This is a genomic window from Amylolactobacillus amylophilus DSM 20533 = JCM 1125 (assembly GCF_001936335.1).
Lineage (GTDB): Bacteria > Bacillota > Bacilli > Lactobacillales > Lactobacillaceae > Amylolactobacillus > Amylolactobacillus amylophilus.
Genome location: NZ_CP018888.1, coordinates 849993 through 866899 on the forward strand (window position 1 = coordinate 849993; position 16907 = coordinate 866899).

8 protein-coding genes, 1 tRNA gene, 3 rRNA genes and 1 pseudogene are annotated in these 16907 nt (G+C 46.0%); 11 read left to right on the top strand and 2 right to left on the bottom strand.

All coding sequences use genetic code 11. The features are described 5' to 3' along the window. Positions 1-11: 11 nt before the first annotated feature. On the bottom strand, positions 12-899 hold the full coding sequence (locus LA20533_RS04540) for an SDR family oxidoreductase (RefSeq protein ID WP_056945770.1): 888 nt from the start codon (positions 897-899) through the stop codon (positions 12-14). 241 nt (positions 900-1140) lie between these two features. Between LA20533_RS04540 and LA20533_RS04545 the strand changes: the two genes are divergently transcribed. From LA20533_RS04545 to LA20533_RS04595, 11 genes and pseudogenes are all read left to right on the top strand, one after another. After that, positions 1141-2385 carry a chloride channel protein gene (locus LA20533_RS04545; protein ID WP_056945771.1) on the top strand — a complete coding sequence of 415 codons (1245 nt, stop codon included), beginning with the start codon at positions 1141-1143 and terminating at the stop codon, positions 2383-2385. 493 nt (positions 2386-2878) lie between these two features. Continuing rightward, positions 2879-4452: ribosomal RNA gene (locus tag LA20533_RS04550) — 16S ribosomal RNA — on the top strand. Between the two features lie 330 nt (positions 4453-4782). Continuing rightward, positions 4783-7691: ribosomal RNA gene (locus LA20533_RS04555) — 23S ribosomal RNA — on the top strand. Positions 7692-7781: 90 nt separating this feature from the next. After that, positions 7782-7898, top strand: a 5S ribosomal RNA gene (gene rrf, locus LA20533_RS04560). The 16S, 23S and 5S rRNA genes sit together here with 1 tRNA gene alongside, the layout of an rRNA operon. An 11-nt stretch (positions 7899-7909) precedes the next feature. Continuing rightward, a tRNA-Asn gene (locus LA20533_RS04565) sits at positions 7910-7982 on the top strand. 134 nt (positions 7983-8116) lie between these two features. Then, positions 8117-8914, top strand: a pseudogene (locus tag LA20533_RS04570) (PTS sugar transporter subunit IIC); the annotation flags it as partial. 671 nt (positions 8915-9585) lie between these two features. After that, positions 9586-10659, top strand: a complete 1074-nt coding sequence (locus tag LA20533_RS04575) for an ABC transporter ATP-binding protein (protein WP_054746364.1) — start codon at positions 9586-9588, stop codon at positions 10657-10659. Then, positions 10659-11543, top strand: a complete 885-nt coding sequence (locus LA20533_RS04580) for a carbohydrate ABC transporter permease (protein ID WP_054746365.1) — start codon at positions 10659-10661, stop codon at positions 11541-11543. Before LA20533_RS04575 ends, LA20533_RS04580 begins: the two co-directional genes overlap by 1 nt. Next, entirely contained in the window at positions 11543-12361 is an 819-nt protein-coding gene (locus LA20533_RS04585; protein WP_056945840.1) for a carbohydrate ABC transporter permease, read from the top strand. Before LA20533_RS04580 ends, LA20533_RS04585 begins: the two co-directional genes overlap by 1 nt. Continuing rightward, entirely contained in the window at positions 12345-13631 is a 1287-nt protein-coding gene (locus tag LA20533_RS04590) for an MBL fold metallo-hydrolase (protein ID WP_054746367.1), read from the top strand. Before LA20533_RS04585 ends, LA20533_RS04590 begins: the two co-directional genes overlap by 17 nt. A gap of 12 nt (positions 13632-13643) precedes the next feature. Further along, positions 13644-14951, top strand: a complete 1308-nt coding sequence (locus LA20533_RS04595; RefSeq protein ID WP_056945839.1) for an ABC transporter substrate-binding protein — start codon at positions 13644-13646, stop codon at positions 14949-14951. A 330-nt stretch (positions 14952-15281) separates the two neighbouring features. Here the strand turns inward: LA20533_RS04595 and LA20533_RS04600 are convergent, their stop codons facing one another. Beyond that, positions 15282-16886 (bottom strand): FAD-dependent oxidoreductase, encoded by a 1605-nt coding sequence (locus tag LA20533_RS04600; protein ID WP_056945838.1) that lies wholly within the window; start codon positions 16884-16886, stop codon positions 15282-15284. Between the last annotated feature and the right edge of the window lie 21 nt (positions 16887-16907).

A 16907-nucleotide genomic window follows, 5' to 3' on the forward strand; every position in this document is an offset into this window, starting at 1 on the left:
AATGTACAGATTTAGAGATTGATATTTGTACCACCGGTGACACCGTAGATTTGGCCGGTCACATAGCTGGATTCTGGGGATGCCAGGAAGACATAGACTGGTGCAAGCTCAACCGGCTGACCGGCACGGCCAATTAGCGAATCCTGACCAAATTCAGGAATCTTATCAGGGAACTGCCCACCATCAAGCTGCAGCGGTGTCCAGATTGGTCCGGGAGCGACTCCGTTCACCCGAATACCCTTTGCTGCAAGTTGTTGTGCAAGATTGACTGTGAAGTTTGAGATGGCCGCTTTGGTCGCCGCATAATCAAGTAATTGGGGACTTGGATTGGTTGCTTGAACGGAGGATGTTGTAATGATTGTACTCCCCGGTTGTAAGTGGTTAACCGCTGCCTGAGCGGCTTCGAACATCGAGATGATGTTAACTGTAAATGTTGTTTTGACTTGCTCAATTGGTAATTCCGAGATGCTTTGCTGAGCAATCTGCTGCCCTGCGTTTAAAACGAGAATGTCAAGGCCGCCCAATTCATCGACGACGGCCTCAATCAGTGCTGTAGCCGCACCGTCCTCCCTGAGGTCACAAGGAAATAGCATGAACTTACCGCTTGAATCCTTCACAGCTTCGACTACGTCTAATGCATCTTCTTCCTCTGGTGGAAAGAATTGAATAGCGACGTCTGCACCCTCTCTGGCATAGGCAATTGCTGCTGCCCGTCCGATGCCGGAGTCACCACCTGTGATTAAAGCTTTTCGTCCCGCTAGTTTACCAGAGCCTTGGTATGAATCCTCGCCACAATCTGGTTCAGGCTCCATTTGACGCTGGAGCGCTGGGGTGTCTTGTTGCTGGCTCTTGAATTTTTCGTGGAAATATAGTGTTCTGGGGTCTCTTTGTTCAGTCATTGTTTGATCCTTTCTTTTTTCATCTATATTAAGTATATAAATAAAGGTTGGTCTGGCTCAATTAGAACGCACGTTATTGGGAGTTTAACAACATCGTTATTCAGTTGAAAAAAGTAGCAGTTGTTTTTCGTTAGAGATTATTATTTCTGTAACAATTGCAACCTCCTTAAATTCATGGCACAATGGAAAACGTTATTTTTTAAACGGAGGGAAGAATATCAAAACTAAACAAGTCAGACTTATGATATTCGGGCTCTGTGCGAGTGCGGTCTTTGGCACCCTGCTTGGCCTGTTCTACGCACTACAAACGTTTCTAATTGATGAATTATGGATTAGTCCACGTGTTAGCCCGCTACAAAACGCCGCGATGCTGGTGCTGGTTGGGGCAATGATTCTCATCACGACGCACTTTTTCGGTCAGCTCCCACAGAATTATGGTAAAATCCGGTTGCAGTTGAGAGAATCTGGCACTGCGAACTATCGCTTTGTGCTACTCCAAATGATCTTTCCCGCATTTATCCTGATTAGCGGAACTAGCCTTGGCCCAGAAGCCACGCTTGTGAGTTCGACATTGTTATATGGTACTTGGTTGCGCGATAAGTTGCGTTATTACGATCTTCATTTTGATTTGTTGCAGCGGTTCTCTGGCTGGCAAAAGTGGCGGCGATTACTGGCGATTAATAAATATGTTCTAAGAACACCGGTAGACAGTCCTGCGATGCTCCCGTTGTCAGCTCGTCTCAAAAAGGTTTTGACGCTAGCATTTTTTGCAAACGGAATTCTCTGGTTTGTCATCGTCTTCACGCTGAGCGGTGAACCTGGATTGGTTATTCGCATTGGCAGCAGCCATTGGCAAGGAAAAGCCTGGGTCATCCTATTACCACTACTTTTCTTCAGCTATTTCAGCGGTCAGGTATTCTACAAGTTGATGGTTCGAATTAAGCAGTTTGTCGCGCTCAATATTCAGCGCCCGTTTTTCGAAGTACTCCTTGGTGGCCTGGTAATTTTTGCTGCAGGGTTAATCGCGCCAGAAATGCTTTTCTCGGGTCAGCATAACTTCCATCTCTTTACCACGGGTTGGCAATCGAAATCGATCGTATACTTAATGATGGTTGCGCTCGGGAAGCTGGTGCTCCTGACCATTTGTAAACAGACGGGCTGGCTTGGCGGCGATATTTTTCCTGTGCTCTTCTCCGTGACTACGATAGGATTTGTTATCGCTCATTTTCTGCCCAGTGTAGACCAGATTTTTGCTGTTGTAATAGTAGCGATTGGAATGGGAACGGCCATCTTGGGCTCGCCAATTCTTGTCGGTAGCCTCATTGGAATCATGTTTGCACCGCTGAATTTGTTGCCATTAGTGATTGTGGCAACGATTGTGCTGAAGATTTGGCAGGATTATCTGGCTGATCGCGTTAATGTAGCTTACTTTAAGGATATTTACGATAAAACCAAGTGGTCCAGTCGCGTAGATAACTGGAGTTAAAGGTGTTGACTCTTAATCTTTGTGATTAAGAGTTTTTTATCTCCTTGATCAACCAGGCTATCTCTTGTCGAGCCTAGTAAATGCTTGTTTGGAACATTTTTTAAAAAAATAAGTATTTATCCTTGCATTAATAGTTGGTTTCCTGTAACATAGTTCAAGTCGTCAAGAGGACAAGCGAAAGCAAGTCAAGGCGAGCTGAGCTAGAAGTTAAAAAAACTTCTTGCAAAGCAAACGACGTTCTGGTAAAGTATTATCTTGTTGTCGGGAGAAAACAAGAGCTTAAGAAAAGCATCAAATGCGATTTAAAAAGCGCTTGCAAATCCTAGAGCGACGTGGTAACATTTATAAGTCGTCAACGGCGACACAGTAGACCTTTGAAAACTGAACAAAGTTTCGATTTAAGTGTGCGGGGGGTCAAACCCCTAAAGATTTAAGCGAAGTCAATTCGTGAATAAACAATAAAACTAAGAGCTATTTGAAGAATATCTCAAGTAAAATTGAGAGTTTGATCCTGGCTCAGGATGAACGCTGGCGGCGTGCCTAATACATGCAAGTCGAACGAGTTCTGGTTAAGAGTAGCGGTGCTTGCACCAAAGCAATTAACAATGGAACGAGTGGCGGACGGGTGAGTAACACGTGGGTAACCTACCCTATAGCGGGGGATAACATTTGGAAACAGATGCTAATACCGCATAACAACAACTATCACATGATAGATGTTTGAAAGATGGCGAAAGCTATCACTAAAGGATGGACCTGCGGCGTATTAGTTAGTTGGTAAGGTAACGGCTTACCAAGACGATGATACGTAGCCGACTTGAGAGAGTGATCGGCCACATTGGGACTGAGACACGGCCCAAACTCCTACGGGAGGCAGCAGTAGGGAATCTTCCACAATGGACGAAAGTCTGATGGAGCAACGCCGCGTGAGTGAAGAAGGGTTTCGGCTCGTAAAACTCTGTTATTGGAGAAGAAGGATAAGGTAAGTAACTGTACTTTATTTGACGGTAACCAACCAGAAAGTCACGGCTAACTACGTGCCAGCAGCCGCGGTAATACGTAGGTGGCAAGCGTTATCCGGAATTATTGGGCGTAAAGCGAGTGCAGGCGGTTGTATAAGTCTGATGTGAAAGCCCTCGGCTCAACCGAGGAATTGCATCAGAAACTGTATAACTTGAGTGCAGAAGAGGAGAGTGGAACTCCATGTGTAGCGGTGGAATGCGTAGATATATGGAAGAACACCAGTGGCGAAGGCGGCTCTCTGGTCTGTAACTGACGCTGAGGCTCGAAAGCATGGGTAGCGAACAGGATTAGATACCCTGGTAGTCCATGCCGTAAACGATGAGTGCTAAGTGTTGGGAGGTTTCCGCCTCTCAGTGCTGGAGCTAACGCATTAAGCACTCCGCCTGGGGAGTACGACCGCAAGGTTGAAACTCAAAGGAATTGACGGGGGCCCGCACAAGCGGTGGAGCATGTGGTTTAATTCGAAGCAACGCGAAGAACCTTACCAGGTCTTGACATCTAGCGCCAATCCCAGAGATGGGACGTTTCCTTCGGGAACGCTAAGACAGGTGGTGCATGGTTGTCGTCAGCTCGTGTCGTGAGATGTTGGGTTAAGTCCCGCAACGAGCGCAACCCTTATTACTAGTTGCCAGCATTAAGATGGGCACTCTAGTGAGACTGCCGGTGACAAACCGGAGGAAGGTGGGGATGACGTCAAATCATCATGCCCCTTATGACCTGGGCTACACACGTGCTACAATGGGCGGTACAACGAGTTGCTAACTTGTGAAAGTAAGCGAATCTCTAAAAACCGTTCTCAGTTCGGATTGTAGGCTGCAACTCGCCTACATGAAGCTGGAATCGCTAGTAATCGTGGATCAGCATGCCACGGTGAATACGTTCCCGGGCCTTGTACACACCGCCCGTCACACCATGAGAGTTTGTAACACCCAAAGCCGGTGAGGTAACCATTAATGGAGCCAGCCGTCTAAGGTGGGATAGATGATTAGGGTGAAGTCGTAACAAGGTAGCCGTAGGAGAACCTGCGGCTGGATCACCTCCTTTCTAAGGAAGCGAGTGGGAAGAAGCGTAGGAATACGTGGAAGCCACGCGACAAAAGCACACGAGAAACTTTGTTTAGTTTTGAGAGGTTTACTCTCAAACATTAGCACATTGAAAACTGAATACGATTCAAAGAAAGAAAACCGAGAATATAAAAAAGAGTGCAGCTGACACCGTTAAATCAAAGAGCGATTAAGGCAGACTTCAAAGGTCACGTAGTGACTAAAGAAGGCGACTTAAGGCGAATTGATTGGTGGCAGTGGCACGACTAGGAATATTCAATGCGAACGAAAAAGCCGAGAACGAAGTGAGGAATCACTAAAAATATTTGTAGGTTAAGTTAAGAAGGGCGCACGGTGAATGCCTAGGCACTAGGAGCCGATGAAGGACGTGACAAACAACGAAATGCTTCGGGGAGTCGTAAGTAGATTATGATCCGGAGATGTCCGAATGGGGGAACCCAGTAACGAGAGTTACTATCGTATATTGAATACATAGGTATACGAAGGAAGACGCGGTGAACTGAAACATCTCAGTAGCTGCAGGAAGAGAAAGAAAGATCGATTTCCCAAGTAGCGGCGAGCGAACAGGAAAGAGCCCAAACCAATAAGCTTGCTTATTGGGGTTGTAGGACTGCAAGAGAGTACAAGCAGGTATAGTCGAATAAGTTGGGAAACTTAGACAGAGAAGGTGAGATCCCTGTAGACGAAATATCAACTTGACGAAGCAGGATCCTGAGTACGGCGGGACACGTGAAACCCCGTCGGAATCTGGGAGGACCATCTCCCAAGGCTAAATACTCCCTAGTGACCGATAGTGAACCAGTACCGTGAGGGAAAGGTGAAAAGCACCCCGGGAGGGGAGTGAAAGAGAACCTGAAACCGTGTGCCTACAAGTAGTCAAAGCCCGTTAAAGGGTGATGGCGTGCCTTTTGTAGAATGAACCGGCGAGTTACGTTATGATGCGAGGTTAAGACGGAAAGGTCGGAGCCGGAGCGAAAGCGAGTCTGAAGAGGGCGAGATAGTATCATGATGTAGACCCGAAACCAAGTGACCTACCCATGTCCAGGTTGAAGGTGTGGTAAAACGCACTGGAGGACCGAACCCACGTATGTTAAAAAATGCGGGGATGAGGTGTGGGTAGCGGTGAAATTCCAAACGAACTTGGAGATAGCTGGTTCTCTCCGAAATAGCTTTAGGGCTAGCCTCGGGGGAATGATAATGGAGGTAGAGCACTGTTTGGACTAGGGGCCCGTCAAGGGTTACTGAATTCAGATAAACTCCGAATGCCATGTATCAATTACCCGGGAGTCAGACTGCGAGTGATAAGATCCGTAGTCGAAAGGGAAACAGCCCAGATCACCAGTTAAGGTCCCAAAATCTATGCTAAGTGGAAAAGGAAGTGGAGTCGCGCAGACAACTAGGATGTTGGCTCAGAAGCAGCCACCATTTAAAGAGTGCGTAATAGCTCACTAGTCGAGTGGCGCTGCGCCGAAAATGTACCGGGGCTAAGCATAGTACCGAAACTGTGGATGCATGATGAAAGTCATGTGTGGTAGGAGAGCGTTCTAAGGGCGGAGAAGGTAGATCGAGAGGACTACTGGAGCGCTTAGAAGTGAGAATGCCGGTATGAGTAGCGAGAGATAAGTGAGAATCTTATCCACCGAATGACTAAGGTTTCCTGGGGAAGGCTCGTCCTCCCAGGGTTAGTCGGGACCTAAGGCGAGGCCGAAAGGCGTAGTCGATGGATAACAGGTAGAGATTCCTGTACTAAGAGTTAACGTTTGAGTAATGGAGGGACGCAGGAGGATAAGGAAAGCGTGCGGCTGGATATGCACGTCCAAGTGTCAAGTCTGAGGGTGAGTTAAATGCTTATCTTTGTCAGGACAAGATATGATGGGGAGCGAAATTAAGTAGCGAAGTTCCTGATTTCACACTGCCAAGAAAAGCTTCTAGCGAGTTAACAATTACCCGTACCGCAAACCGACACAGGTAGTCGAGGAGAGAATCCTAAGGTGAGCGAGAGAACTATCGTTAAGGAACTCGGCAAAATGACCCCGTAACTTCGGGAGAAGGGGTGCTGATAGAGATATCAGCCGCAGTGAATAGGCCCAAACAACTGTTTATCAAAAACACAGGTCTCTGCAAAATCGAAAGATGACGTATAGGGGCTGACGCCTGCCCGGTGCTGGAAGGTTAAGAGGAGATCTTAGATTCGTCGAAGGATTGAATTGAAGCCCCAGTAAACGGCGGCCGTAACTATAACGGTCCTAAGGTAGCGAAATTCCTTGTCGGGTAAGTTCCGACCCGCACGAAAGGCGTAATGATTTGGGCACTGTCTCAACGATAGACTCGGTGAAATTATAATACCCGTGAAGATGCGGGTTACCCGCGACAGGACGGAAAGACCCCATGGAGCTTTACTGTAGCTTGATATTGAGTATTTGTGAAACATGTACAGGATAGGTAGGAGCCGAAGAAGAGAGTACGCTAGTATTCTTGGAGGCGCTGGTGGGATACTACCCTTGTTTTATGAATCCTCTAACCTGCACCACTAAGCGTGGTGAGGGACAGTGTCTGGTGGGCAGTTTGACTGGGGCGGTCGCCTCCTAAAGTGTAACGGAGGCGCTCAAAGGTTCTCTCAGAATGGTTGGAAATCATTCGCAGAGTGTAAAGGTATAAGAGAGCTTGACTGCGAGAGCGACAACTCGAGCAGGTAGGAAACTAGGACTTAGTGATCTGGTGGTACCGCATGGAAGGGCCATCACTCAACGGATAAAAGCTACCCTGGGGATAACAGGCTTATCTCCCCCAAGAGTCCACATCGACGGGGAGGTTTGGCACCTCGATGTCGGCTCGTCGCATCCTGGGGCTGTAGTCGGTCCCAAGGGTTGGGCTGTTCGCCCATTAAAGCGGCACGCGAGCTGGGTTCAGAACGTCGTGAGACAGTTCGGTCCCTATCCGTCGCGGGCGTAGGAAATTTGAGAGGAGCTGTCCTTAGTACGAGAGGACCGGGATGGACATACCGCTGGTGTACCAGTTGTTCTGCCAAGGGCATCGCTGGGTAGCTATGTATGGAAGGGATAAGCGCTGAAAGCATCTAAGTGCGAAGCCCCCCTCGAGATGAGATTTCCCATTCGTAAGAAGTAAGACACCTTAAAGAATATGAGGTAGATAGGCTGGGAGTGGAAGTACAGTGATGTATGGAGCGGACCAGTACTAATCAGTCGAGGACTTAACCAAGAAGTAGCTTAAGCACAATAGGCAAACGCAAAAGGTTTTCTAGAAAAGAATCGTATTTAGTTTTGAGTGTGAGAATACTCAGAAGAAGAGTGTGGTGGCGATAGCAAGAAGGATACACCTGTTCCCATGCCGAACACAGAAGTTAAGCTTCTTAACGCCGATAGTAGTTGGTGGGAGACTGCCTGCGAGGATAGGAAGTTGCCACGCTTTTTTTTTATTCCGGATTAGCTCAGTTGGTAGAGCGCTTGACTGTTAATCAAGATGTCGTCAGTTCGAGTCTGACATCCGGAGCTTAGGGGAGGATTAGTCGTTGACTAATCCTTTTTTGTGGCTGAGAAACAAAAAGATGTCCACAAATAGTAGTGTGGACATCACTAAAGAATTAGTTGGCTATACCTAATTACTTACCAGATGGTTCAGGTGAGATATGTGGTGCAGCTTTCGTTGGCTCCGGTGTTGTGAAATTCAATCCTGACACAGCTACTTATATCGGTGCTGGTACCGGAGACATCATCAATACCATGATTACTGCATCAATCGCTGTCGGCATGATCTTGTTGATCGGCGAAAAATTTGGGTCCGTGGCAATTGTTGCAACACCAATCGTTGTTGGTATCGGCGCTGGTCTAATCGGCTATTATTTATATCCTTACATAACCAAGATTACTGCCGCTATCGGTGACTTAATTAATACCTTTACTACTTTGCAACCAATTTTGATGTCAATCTTGATTGCATGTTCCTTTGCTTTCTTGATTATCTCGCCGATCTCTACAGTTGCCATTGGTATGGCAATTCAATTGAACGGTGTTTCTGCTGGTGCAGCCGCTATGGGTGTTGCCGCAACAACGGTTGTCTTGGTAGTTAACTCTTGGAAAGTCAACAAACCAGGGGTTACTTTGGCCATCGCATTGGGTGCTATGAAAATGATGATGCCAAACTTGTTTAGGAAACCAATTATCTTGGTGCCATGTCTATTCACCGCTATCATCTCAGCAATTCCAGTAGCGTTATTCTCAGTCTCAGGGACTCCTGCTTCTGCTGGTTTCGGTTTGGTAGGGTTGGTAGGTCCGTTGGCTTCATTGGACGCCGGTTTGAGTATGATTCTACTATTAATCAGCTGGTTTGTTGTACCAATCGTAGCTGCTTTCGTAGGTCAAATCTTATTTGAAAAAATCTTGAAATTGTATGATCGTAAAGATGTTTTCGAATTTTTAGGATAGTCAACTAGAAAAAGTGTGAGCCTTGTGCTCACGCTTTTTTGTGCAATTGAAGTTGGTGAATCTCAGCGAAAAGAGAAAGGTACCTTAAATAGTGTGTTTCTGGTCAATAGCACAATGAAATATCTAAATACATTATGAACTGATTTTCGTTTTATGAAGAGCAGTTTGTGCTATTTGAGAAATTGCTCAATTTAATCATTAAGTAGTTTCATCAATGGTGACTATGCTACTGCAATTCTTGTTGTACCAACCGGGAGCGTCAAGCAGGCAGTTCAACAAGTGAAAGATATCGTTGAAATTGGCGAGGTATTACCCACTGTGGCAATTGCGCACTATAAGTCAGAAGCCAATTTGATCGGTGCCGGCGTGCACTATCAGCAAATGTTCGAGACTAAATAATAAAATAAGGTCATTTCCTCGTAATCGTATGGAAAATGACCTTATTTTTCTGTGTTAATATTCATTTCAACTTGGATATTGATCGTCAAATGCTGTGGAAGTCTGATTTTTACGGCTTAAACAAACTATTCATAACAATGTAATAATATGATTAACGAACTTTTTCTTCCCGTTTTGAATTAAATAGTCGTAAAACTGGTGCGTTAATATGCTAGAATAAAATTGTTAATCTGTACAAAAAAAGTGAAAAGAGAAGACGGGGAGTTAAGAGTATGATTGAGGTTACTAACCTAAATAAAGTCTATGATAACGGATTTGAAGCTCTGAAATCTGTTAGTTTTAATATCGATAAGGGAGATTTGGTCTGTCTCCTTGGTCCATCTGGTTGTGGTAAATCAACGATTTTAAACATGATTGCTGGTTTACTGCAGCCCACAAATGGCGATATTGCCTTCGACGGTAAGTCAATCGTGCACACGGAGCCAAAGGACCGCAACATCGGTTTCGTGTTTCAGAACTACTCCCTGTATCCGCACATGACCGTATTGCAAAATGTGATGTTTCCGTTGAGTGTTGGTAACCACAAAGTTGATAAGAAGGTGGCGCTGGCGACAGCCGAGAAGTACATGAAGCTCACAAAGATTAGTGATATTCGGGATAAGCGTCCAGGCCAGTTATCCGGTGGGCAACAACAACGAGTAGCAATTACTAGAGCCCTAGTGCAAAATCCCCAAGTATTGCTGCTAGACGAACCGTTGTCGAACCTCGATGCACGTTTGCGTTTAAGCATCAGGGAAGAAATTCGGCGGCTGGTCAAGGAAGTGGGCATCACCACCATTTTCGTTACGCACGATCAAGAGGAGGCCCTTTCGATTAGTGACAAGATCATCCTGTTGAACGATGGTGTTGTCCAACAAGATGACGATCCGCAAAAGCTTTACCTAGAACCAAATAACCTTTTCGTGGCCCAATTTATTGGGAACCCGGTGATTAATTTATTGCCTGTCCGGATTAGCGAAGGCAAGATACAAAGTGACTTCTTCGCTGTTCCGTTGACGGAATTTAAGCAGGAGCGCTTTAAGGCGCCGTTGGAAGACGGAACGTATGTACTCGGAATTCGGCCTGAAGATATGATGCCAAACGCTGCCAATCCGCTTTTTGAAAGTGTGTTAATTGATGGTGAGGCTATTGGGCGCGAACGTGTCCTGAAGTTCGACCTGGGCGAACACCACTTCAAGGCCATCATGAAAATCGAGGAGCACGTGACTAAAGGCTTACCGATGAACTTTAACTTCAAGAAAGAGAAAGCCTTTATCTTTGAGGAATCCGGCGAGAGGGTGTATTAATGTTTAAGAGAAGATATAATTCGGAAAATCAGATGAGCGCTTGGGTATTTCTGCTACCAGCATTAATTATTATTTTGATGTTCAACATCTACCCTCTCTTTCGTTCGCTTTACCTTTCGTTTCAAAAGGGGAACATGCTTGTTTCCTCGTTCGGTGGGGTGTATAACTACAAATATGTGCTCTCCGACCCTGTTTTCTATAAGGCATTATCGAATACCGCACTCTTCGCGTTTGTGGTTGTGCCCGTCGCATTGGTGATTGCCCTCGTCATTTCCTGGGTGATTTTCGAGAAAATTAAGCATAAGGGCTTCTTCGAAACAATCTTCTTCATGCCTTACGTGACGAGTACGATTGCCATTGGGATCGTGTTTCGCTTCTTCTTCAACCATGACTATGGTTTGATCAACTACTTCCTGGGCTTCCTTGGTATCGGCAAGATTAACTGGCTCGATAACATTCATATGAGCATGACGACCCTGATTATCTTTGGTATCTGGTCTGCCTTGGCCTTCAACATCATCATTCTGCTGGCCGGCTTCCGCAGTATCGACAAGGAGTATTATACGATTGCCCGGATGTATGGTGCATCCAACTGGGAGATTTTCAGGAAAATAACTTTTCCGCAGTTGATTCCGACGGTGACGTTCTTGCTGTTGGTCAATATTATCAGTGCGTTTAAAGTTTATACTCAGGTTTATGCCCTCTTTAACGGGCAGCCGGGGATTGCCAAGTCGGCGACGACCGCCGTCTACTATATTTATGATAAGTTCTACGTTGTTGGTCGGCCAGGCATTGCGATGGCTGCTACTGTGATCTTGTTTATCGTGATCCTCATTATCACGTTTATTCAGAATAAAATCATGAAGAAAGTGGGCCAATACTAATGAAAAAAGTTATAACTACCTTAAGCTATATTTTTATTATCTTCATGGCAATCATTACCATCTTTCCTTTCATCTACATGGTGCTGGCCGGACTCATGACGTATTCCGAAGTTACCAGCTTGCCACCGAAGATTATTCCAGAAGTCTTTCAGTGGCATAACTATGTGGCGGTGTTTGAGAAGGCGCCGTTCCTGCGTTATTTCACGAATACACTGTTTGTCTCCTTGGTCACGACCGCCGCAACACTGATTACCGCGACTCTAGCTGCTTTTGCCATCACAAGCATGGAGTTTAAGTTCAAAAACGCGGTGCTGGTCATCTTTGTCTCCCTGCTGATGGTGCCACATGAAGCTATTATCTTCACCAACTACAACACTATCTCGCAGATGGGCCTTCTGAATACTTATGGCGCACTGATTATCCCGTTTCTTACGAGTATTTTCTATATCTACTACCTGAACACGTATTTTAAGGGCATTGGTACGACCTATTACAAGGCTGCAAAAATCGATGGGGCATCGAACCTGCAGTATATTTGGCGGATTCTGGTCCCAATGGCCAAGCCGGCATTGACAACGGTCGGTATTTTGACTTTCATTGCAAGCTGGAATTCCTTCCTCTGGCCATTATTGGTCACGAACGACAAGAATATGCGGCTCTTAAATAACGGGTTATCCGCCTTTGCGACGGAATCGGGCTCCGATGTGCAGCTCCAGCTGGCCGCAGCCACCTTAACGGTGGTCCCAATCCTGATTATTTACCTGATTTTTAGAAAAGAAATTATTAGAGGTGTAGCAAAGAATGGCGTTAAAGGATAAAACAGCGGTGACATATCATGCGGGGGTCGACACCATCGGCGGGACCGTCGTCGAGATTAGTTATCAGGCGAGTCATATCTTCTTTGACTTTGGGACTGAGTATAATCCAGATGTCGTGAAACCAGACGAGAAACTGCAGACCCTGATTGATTTCCGCGAGGTACCCGAGTTAAACAACGTCTATGATTCACGGCTTGATTATGAGTATCGGGGACCGGAGACTGCGACCTATGAGCAGACTGCGGTCTTTTTGTCGCATGTGCACTTGGATCACACGAAGATGATCAACTTCCTAGATCCGGAGATTCCGTTGTACGCCACGAAGGCGACGAATAAGATTCTGCGTTTACTGAACGCAAACGGAGACTTTCTCATTAAGACACCCGTAGAGCGGCAGAATTTCACGCGGGCAATCAAGGAGGTCAACCCAAATGAAACGGTGAACGTGGGTCAGATCAAAGTTACTTTTATTCCGGTTGATCATGACGCTTATGGCGCATGTGGACTGCTGATTGAGACGCCGACGGCCAGGATTGCCTACACTGGTGACCTGCGGCTACACGGCACTGATCCTGAGCTGACGATGAACTTCTGCTTGGCAGCACAACAGCCGGATCTGTTAATCATGGAGGGGGTCTCTGTGAGTTTCGATACACCACAAGATGAGAGTTCCGACTTCGTAGCTTCAGAAATGGCAGTTGTCGAACGGATTAATTCGGTTTTGGCGGCGAATCCTGACCGACCGGCGGTCTTCAATTGCTATCCCGGCAACATTCAACGATTGATTAATATCTGCGCTAATGTTCATAAAAAGGTGGTTGTACGCGCTGACGTTGCGGAACTTATTCGTCAAGTTACTGGAAAAGACGAACATTATTACTATCTACCTAACCAAAAATCCATAAAAAGTCTTGACCCTCATCTGGAAGTTTCCTATAATCGTTTATGGGAAGAACGGCTTTCCTACTTTTGGCAAGTTGAGCAAGATATGCCGGAATTTCCGGAGAATGCTGTGTATTTCCATAGTGATGCTGAACCGTTTGACTTCGCGCCTAATTTCAAAACGTTCATGGAGAGGCTAGAGAGGCAACACGTTCAATTTGTACCTGTAATGTGTTCTGGCCATGCTGTGCCGGCCGATTTAGATAAGATTGTGGCTGCAATCAAACCGCGGCTCCTCACACCTATCCATTCGTGGCATCCGGAGAGACTGCACAATCCCTTTGGGAAACGACAGCTTGTTCAACGGGGAGAAACTGTTTATTTGTAAAGGAGAAGGATCTTGAAACTAAAGAAATTCGCTAGCATGGTTCTAGCAACAGCTTCAATTTTAGTTTTAACAGCTTGTGGTAATCAGGGGTCTACAGGAAATAGCACAGGGAGTAAGGATACAGTTGTTACGAGTGTCAAAAAAGGCACTACAGTAAAATTTTGGCACGCAATGAATGGTGTCCAAGAAGAAGCTCTGACGAAGATTGCCAGTGATTTTGAGAAGGAAAATCCAAACATTAAGATTAAGCTGCAGAATCAGTCTTCGTACCCTGACTTACAACAGAAAATTCAGGCAACATTTACTGATAAGAATAATCTGCCAACCATTTCTCAAGCCTATCCAGGTTGGTTATATGATGCAGCGGAAAGCGGTCTGCTAGTAGATTTGAAACCGTACATGACGAACAAGAAGATCGGCTGGGGCAAGCAAGAGAAGGTTATGCCTGCTCTGCTTGAAGGCGCCGAGATTAAAGGCAAGCAGTACGGTATTCCATTTAACAAATCAACAGAAGTTTTAGTCTACAACAAAGATTTATTTGATAAATATGGTGTGAAGAAAGTCCCAACAACCATGGCAGAATATGCTGCTACGGCGAAGAAGATTTGGGAAGAATCAAACCATACAGTTGTCGGTGGCGGATTCGACTCACTCAACAACTTCTACGTAATCGGCATGAAGAATAAGGGTGTTGATTTCAATAAGAACATTGACATCACAACTAAGAAGTCGAAACAATTAGTGAAGTACTATGCTGATGGTATTAAGGATGGTTATTTCAGAATTGCCGGGTCAGACAAATATCTTTCAACACCATTTGCCAGCGAGAAGGTAGCGATGTTTATTGGTTCGATGGCTGGTGAAGGTTTTGTCACTAAAGATGCGCAGGCTGGCGGTTACGAATACGGTGTTGCACCAAGACCTGAGAAGACAAATATCCAACAAGGTACGGATATTTACATGTTTAACAAAGGAAATAGTACTAAGAATAAGAATGAACAAACTGGCGCATACTTGTTCATGAAATATCTTGCTTCAAAGGATGTCCAACTGTACTGGGCAGAGAAGACCGGATACATGCCTGTATTGAAGTCTGTAATTAACTCAGATGAATACAAGAACCTGTCAGCAATTAAGACGCCTGCAATTCTGGCTGAAGCAACTAAGGACTTGTTCCCAATTCCAGCAACGAAGAATCAAGATCCCGCATACAGTGAAGTTAGAACTATCTTGGAGAAGATTCTCACGAATCCTAAGCAGGATATCGGCAAGGCGTTAAAAGAAGGCCAAACTTCATTAGAGGACGTCTGGAATCAATAATTAATAATAATACCCCCGACTAAATCAATGAAATAGGGTCACTATCTTGTGTAAGGATAGTGACCCTATTTGTGTGTTGACAGGCGCCTTTTTGCACAACTCATAACTGTGTTCCAAAAGGCAACTTCCTGCGTCTTACTTGCCACTTACAGCGTTGCACGCTTTAGTGCCATCGTAAGTACTCAGAAGCTAACCGCCTTTTTGCACAACTCATAACTGTGCTCCGGTAAACAACTCTCTGCGTCTAGCTAACCATCCTTGCCTCACGGTGTGAGACTTCAGCAGGTTTCGCTAGTACTCAAGAGTTACCCGTTTACCGTCACAACTTAGCTATTCCATTATTATCTTCGCCTCAATTTGATTACCCGTCAGAATCCGGGCAGCCGTATAGTTTACGAGTCCCGGGCGAAATGTCAGGTAGATTGGCTTATCCGTGGGAATTTCTGTAATGCGGTCCCTTAGCTCGCTTAGTGGAATATTTAACGTCGGCTTAATACTTCCTGACGGCGCCTTGCCTGCCTCCCGTACATCGAGGAAGAATGCCGCCTCCTCTGGAATTTCGGCGATTTTAACCGTAGCAACGGTACTTTTCAATTGATTGATGGCCACGTAGCCGGCAGTATTGAGGGGATCACGCGTCGTTGAGTATGGAGGGGAGTATGGTAACTCCAGCGCCGGCAAATCATAGACCGTCAAGTGTCCATAAATGGCCGTTGAGAGCTCGCCCATTCGTTTATCAATGCCTTTCTCGCCATATGCTTGTCCGCCGAGTATCTTGCCCGTATCGGCATCGAAAATCAGTTTGAGGTTGACACGAGTTGCCCCGGGGTAGAAGTTGGCATAATCAAATGGCGTGATAAAGATGGTTTTGTAATTCTTAATCCCTACTTCTTGGAGCATCGTCTCTGTGTAGCCGACGAAACTAACAGTCTGGTCGAAGATTTTCCCTACACTCGTACCGACGATTCCGTCGTACTGGTAAGGTTGTCCGGCGAAGATGTCGGCGAGTAGGTGACCCTGGCGGTTGGCGGGACCTGAGAGGACGCTGTTCTGCGGCAAACCGGTGATATAGCTCTTCGTTTCCACAATATCTCCGATGGCGTAGATGTCTGGGATGTTTGTGGCCAAGTGTTGATCAACCGGAATAAAGCCGCGCTCATTGATCGTCAGCCCAGATTCCTTCAAGAAGTCTGTATTTGGTGTCACACCGGCCGCAACAATAATCATATCTTGTGTGAGTTCCTTGCCTTGGTTCGTGACGATGGTGTGCCCGTTGTTTATTACTTCTTGGACCACATGATTGAGATAGACGTGGGTGCCGTTTCGCTCCAGCTCCTCAAGTAAGAGTTTGGTGATTTCTTCATCATAGGGGTAGCCGACGTGGTCCAATTTCTCGACGATGTTGACCGTGATTCCTTGTAAGTACAGATTCTCCGTAATCTCAAGGCTGGCGATTCCAGCACCAATTAAGGTGACTGTTTTGACGTCATGGCTCGTGATGTAGGCCTTGATTTGGTCTGCTTCTTCAACCTCACGTAACTTGAAGACGTTTGACGCCTTCTTCAGGCCAGCTATTTGTGGCAGCGTCGGGCTTGCTCCGGTAGCGAGAATCAACTTGTCGTATTGCTCAGGATATTCCTGTCCCGTTGCTTGGTCCATAATTATGACGGTTTGCTCCGTTGGTTGAACACCAACTGCAGTCTGGTTAACCCGCACATCGATGTTGTTCTTCTCTTTCAACACCTCCGGGGTGCGCTCGATGATTGCCGCCCGGTTCTGCACCACATCGCCGATGTAGTATGGTAGAGCACAGCTGGCATAGGAGATGTTTGCTCCCCGATTAATGACCAGAATTTCCGCGTGTTCGTCAATCCGACGCATCCTAGTAGCGAAGGATGCACCACCTGCGTTGCCACCGATTACCAAATACTTCATTGGCTACCTCCTCAGAAAGTC

Excerpts from the sequence above, each read along its gene's own strand:
- LA20533_RS04575 (WP_054746364.1), top strand. The coding sequence starts at position 9,586 with ATGATTGAGGTTACTAACCTAAATAAAGTCTATGATAACGGATTTGAA.
- LA20533_RS04545 (WP_056945771.1), top strand. The coding sequence starts at position 1,141 with ATGATATTCGGGCTCTGTGCGAGTGCGGTCTTTGGCACCCTGCTTGGC.
- LA20533_RS04600 (WP_056945838.1), bottom strand. The coding sequence starts at position 16,886 with ATGAAGTATTTGGTAATCGGTGGCAACGCAGGTGGTGCATCCTTCGCT.
- LA20533_RS04580 (WP_054746365.1), top strand. The coding sequence starts at position 10,659 with ATGTTTAAGAGAAGATATAATTCGGAAAATCAGATGAGCGCTTGGGTA.
- LA20533_RS04585 (WP_056945840.1), top strand. The coding sequence starts at position 11,543 with ATGAAAAAAGTTATAACTACCTTAAGCTATATTTTTATTATCTTCATG.
- LA20533_RS04590 (WP_054746367.1), top strand. The coding sequence starts at position 12,345 with ATGGCGTTAAAGGATAAAACAGCGGTGACATATCATGCGGGGGTCGAC.
- LA20533_RS04540 (WP_056945770.1), bottom strand. The coding sequence starts at position 899 with ATGACTGAACAAAGAGACCCCAGAACACTATATTTCCACGAAAAATTC.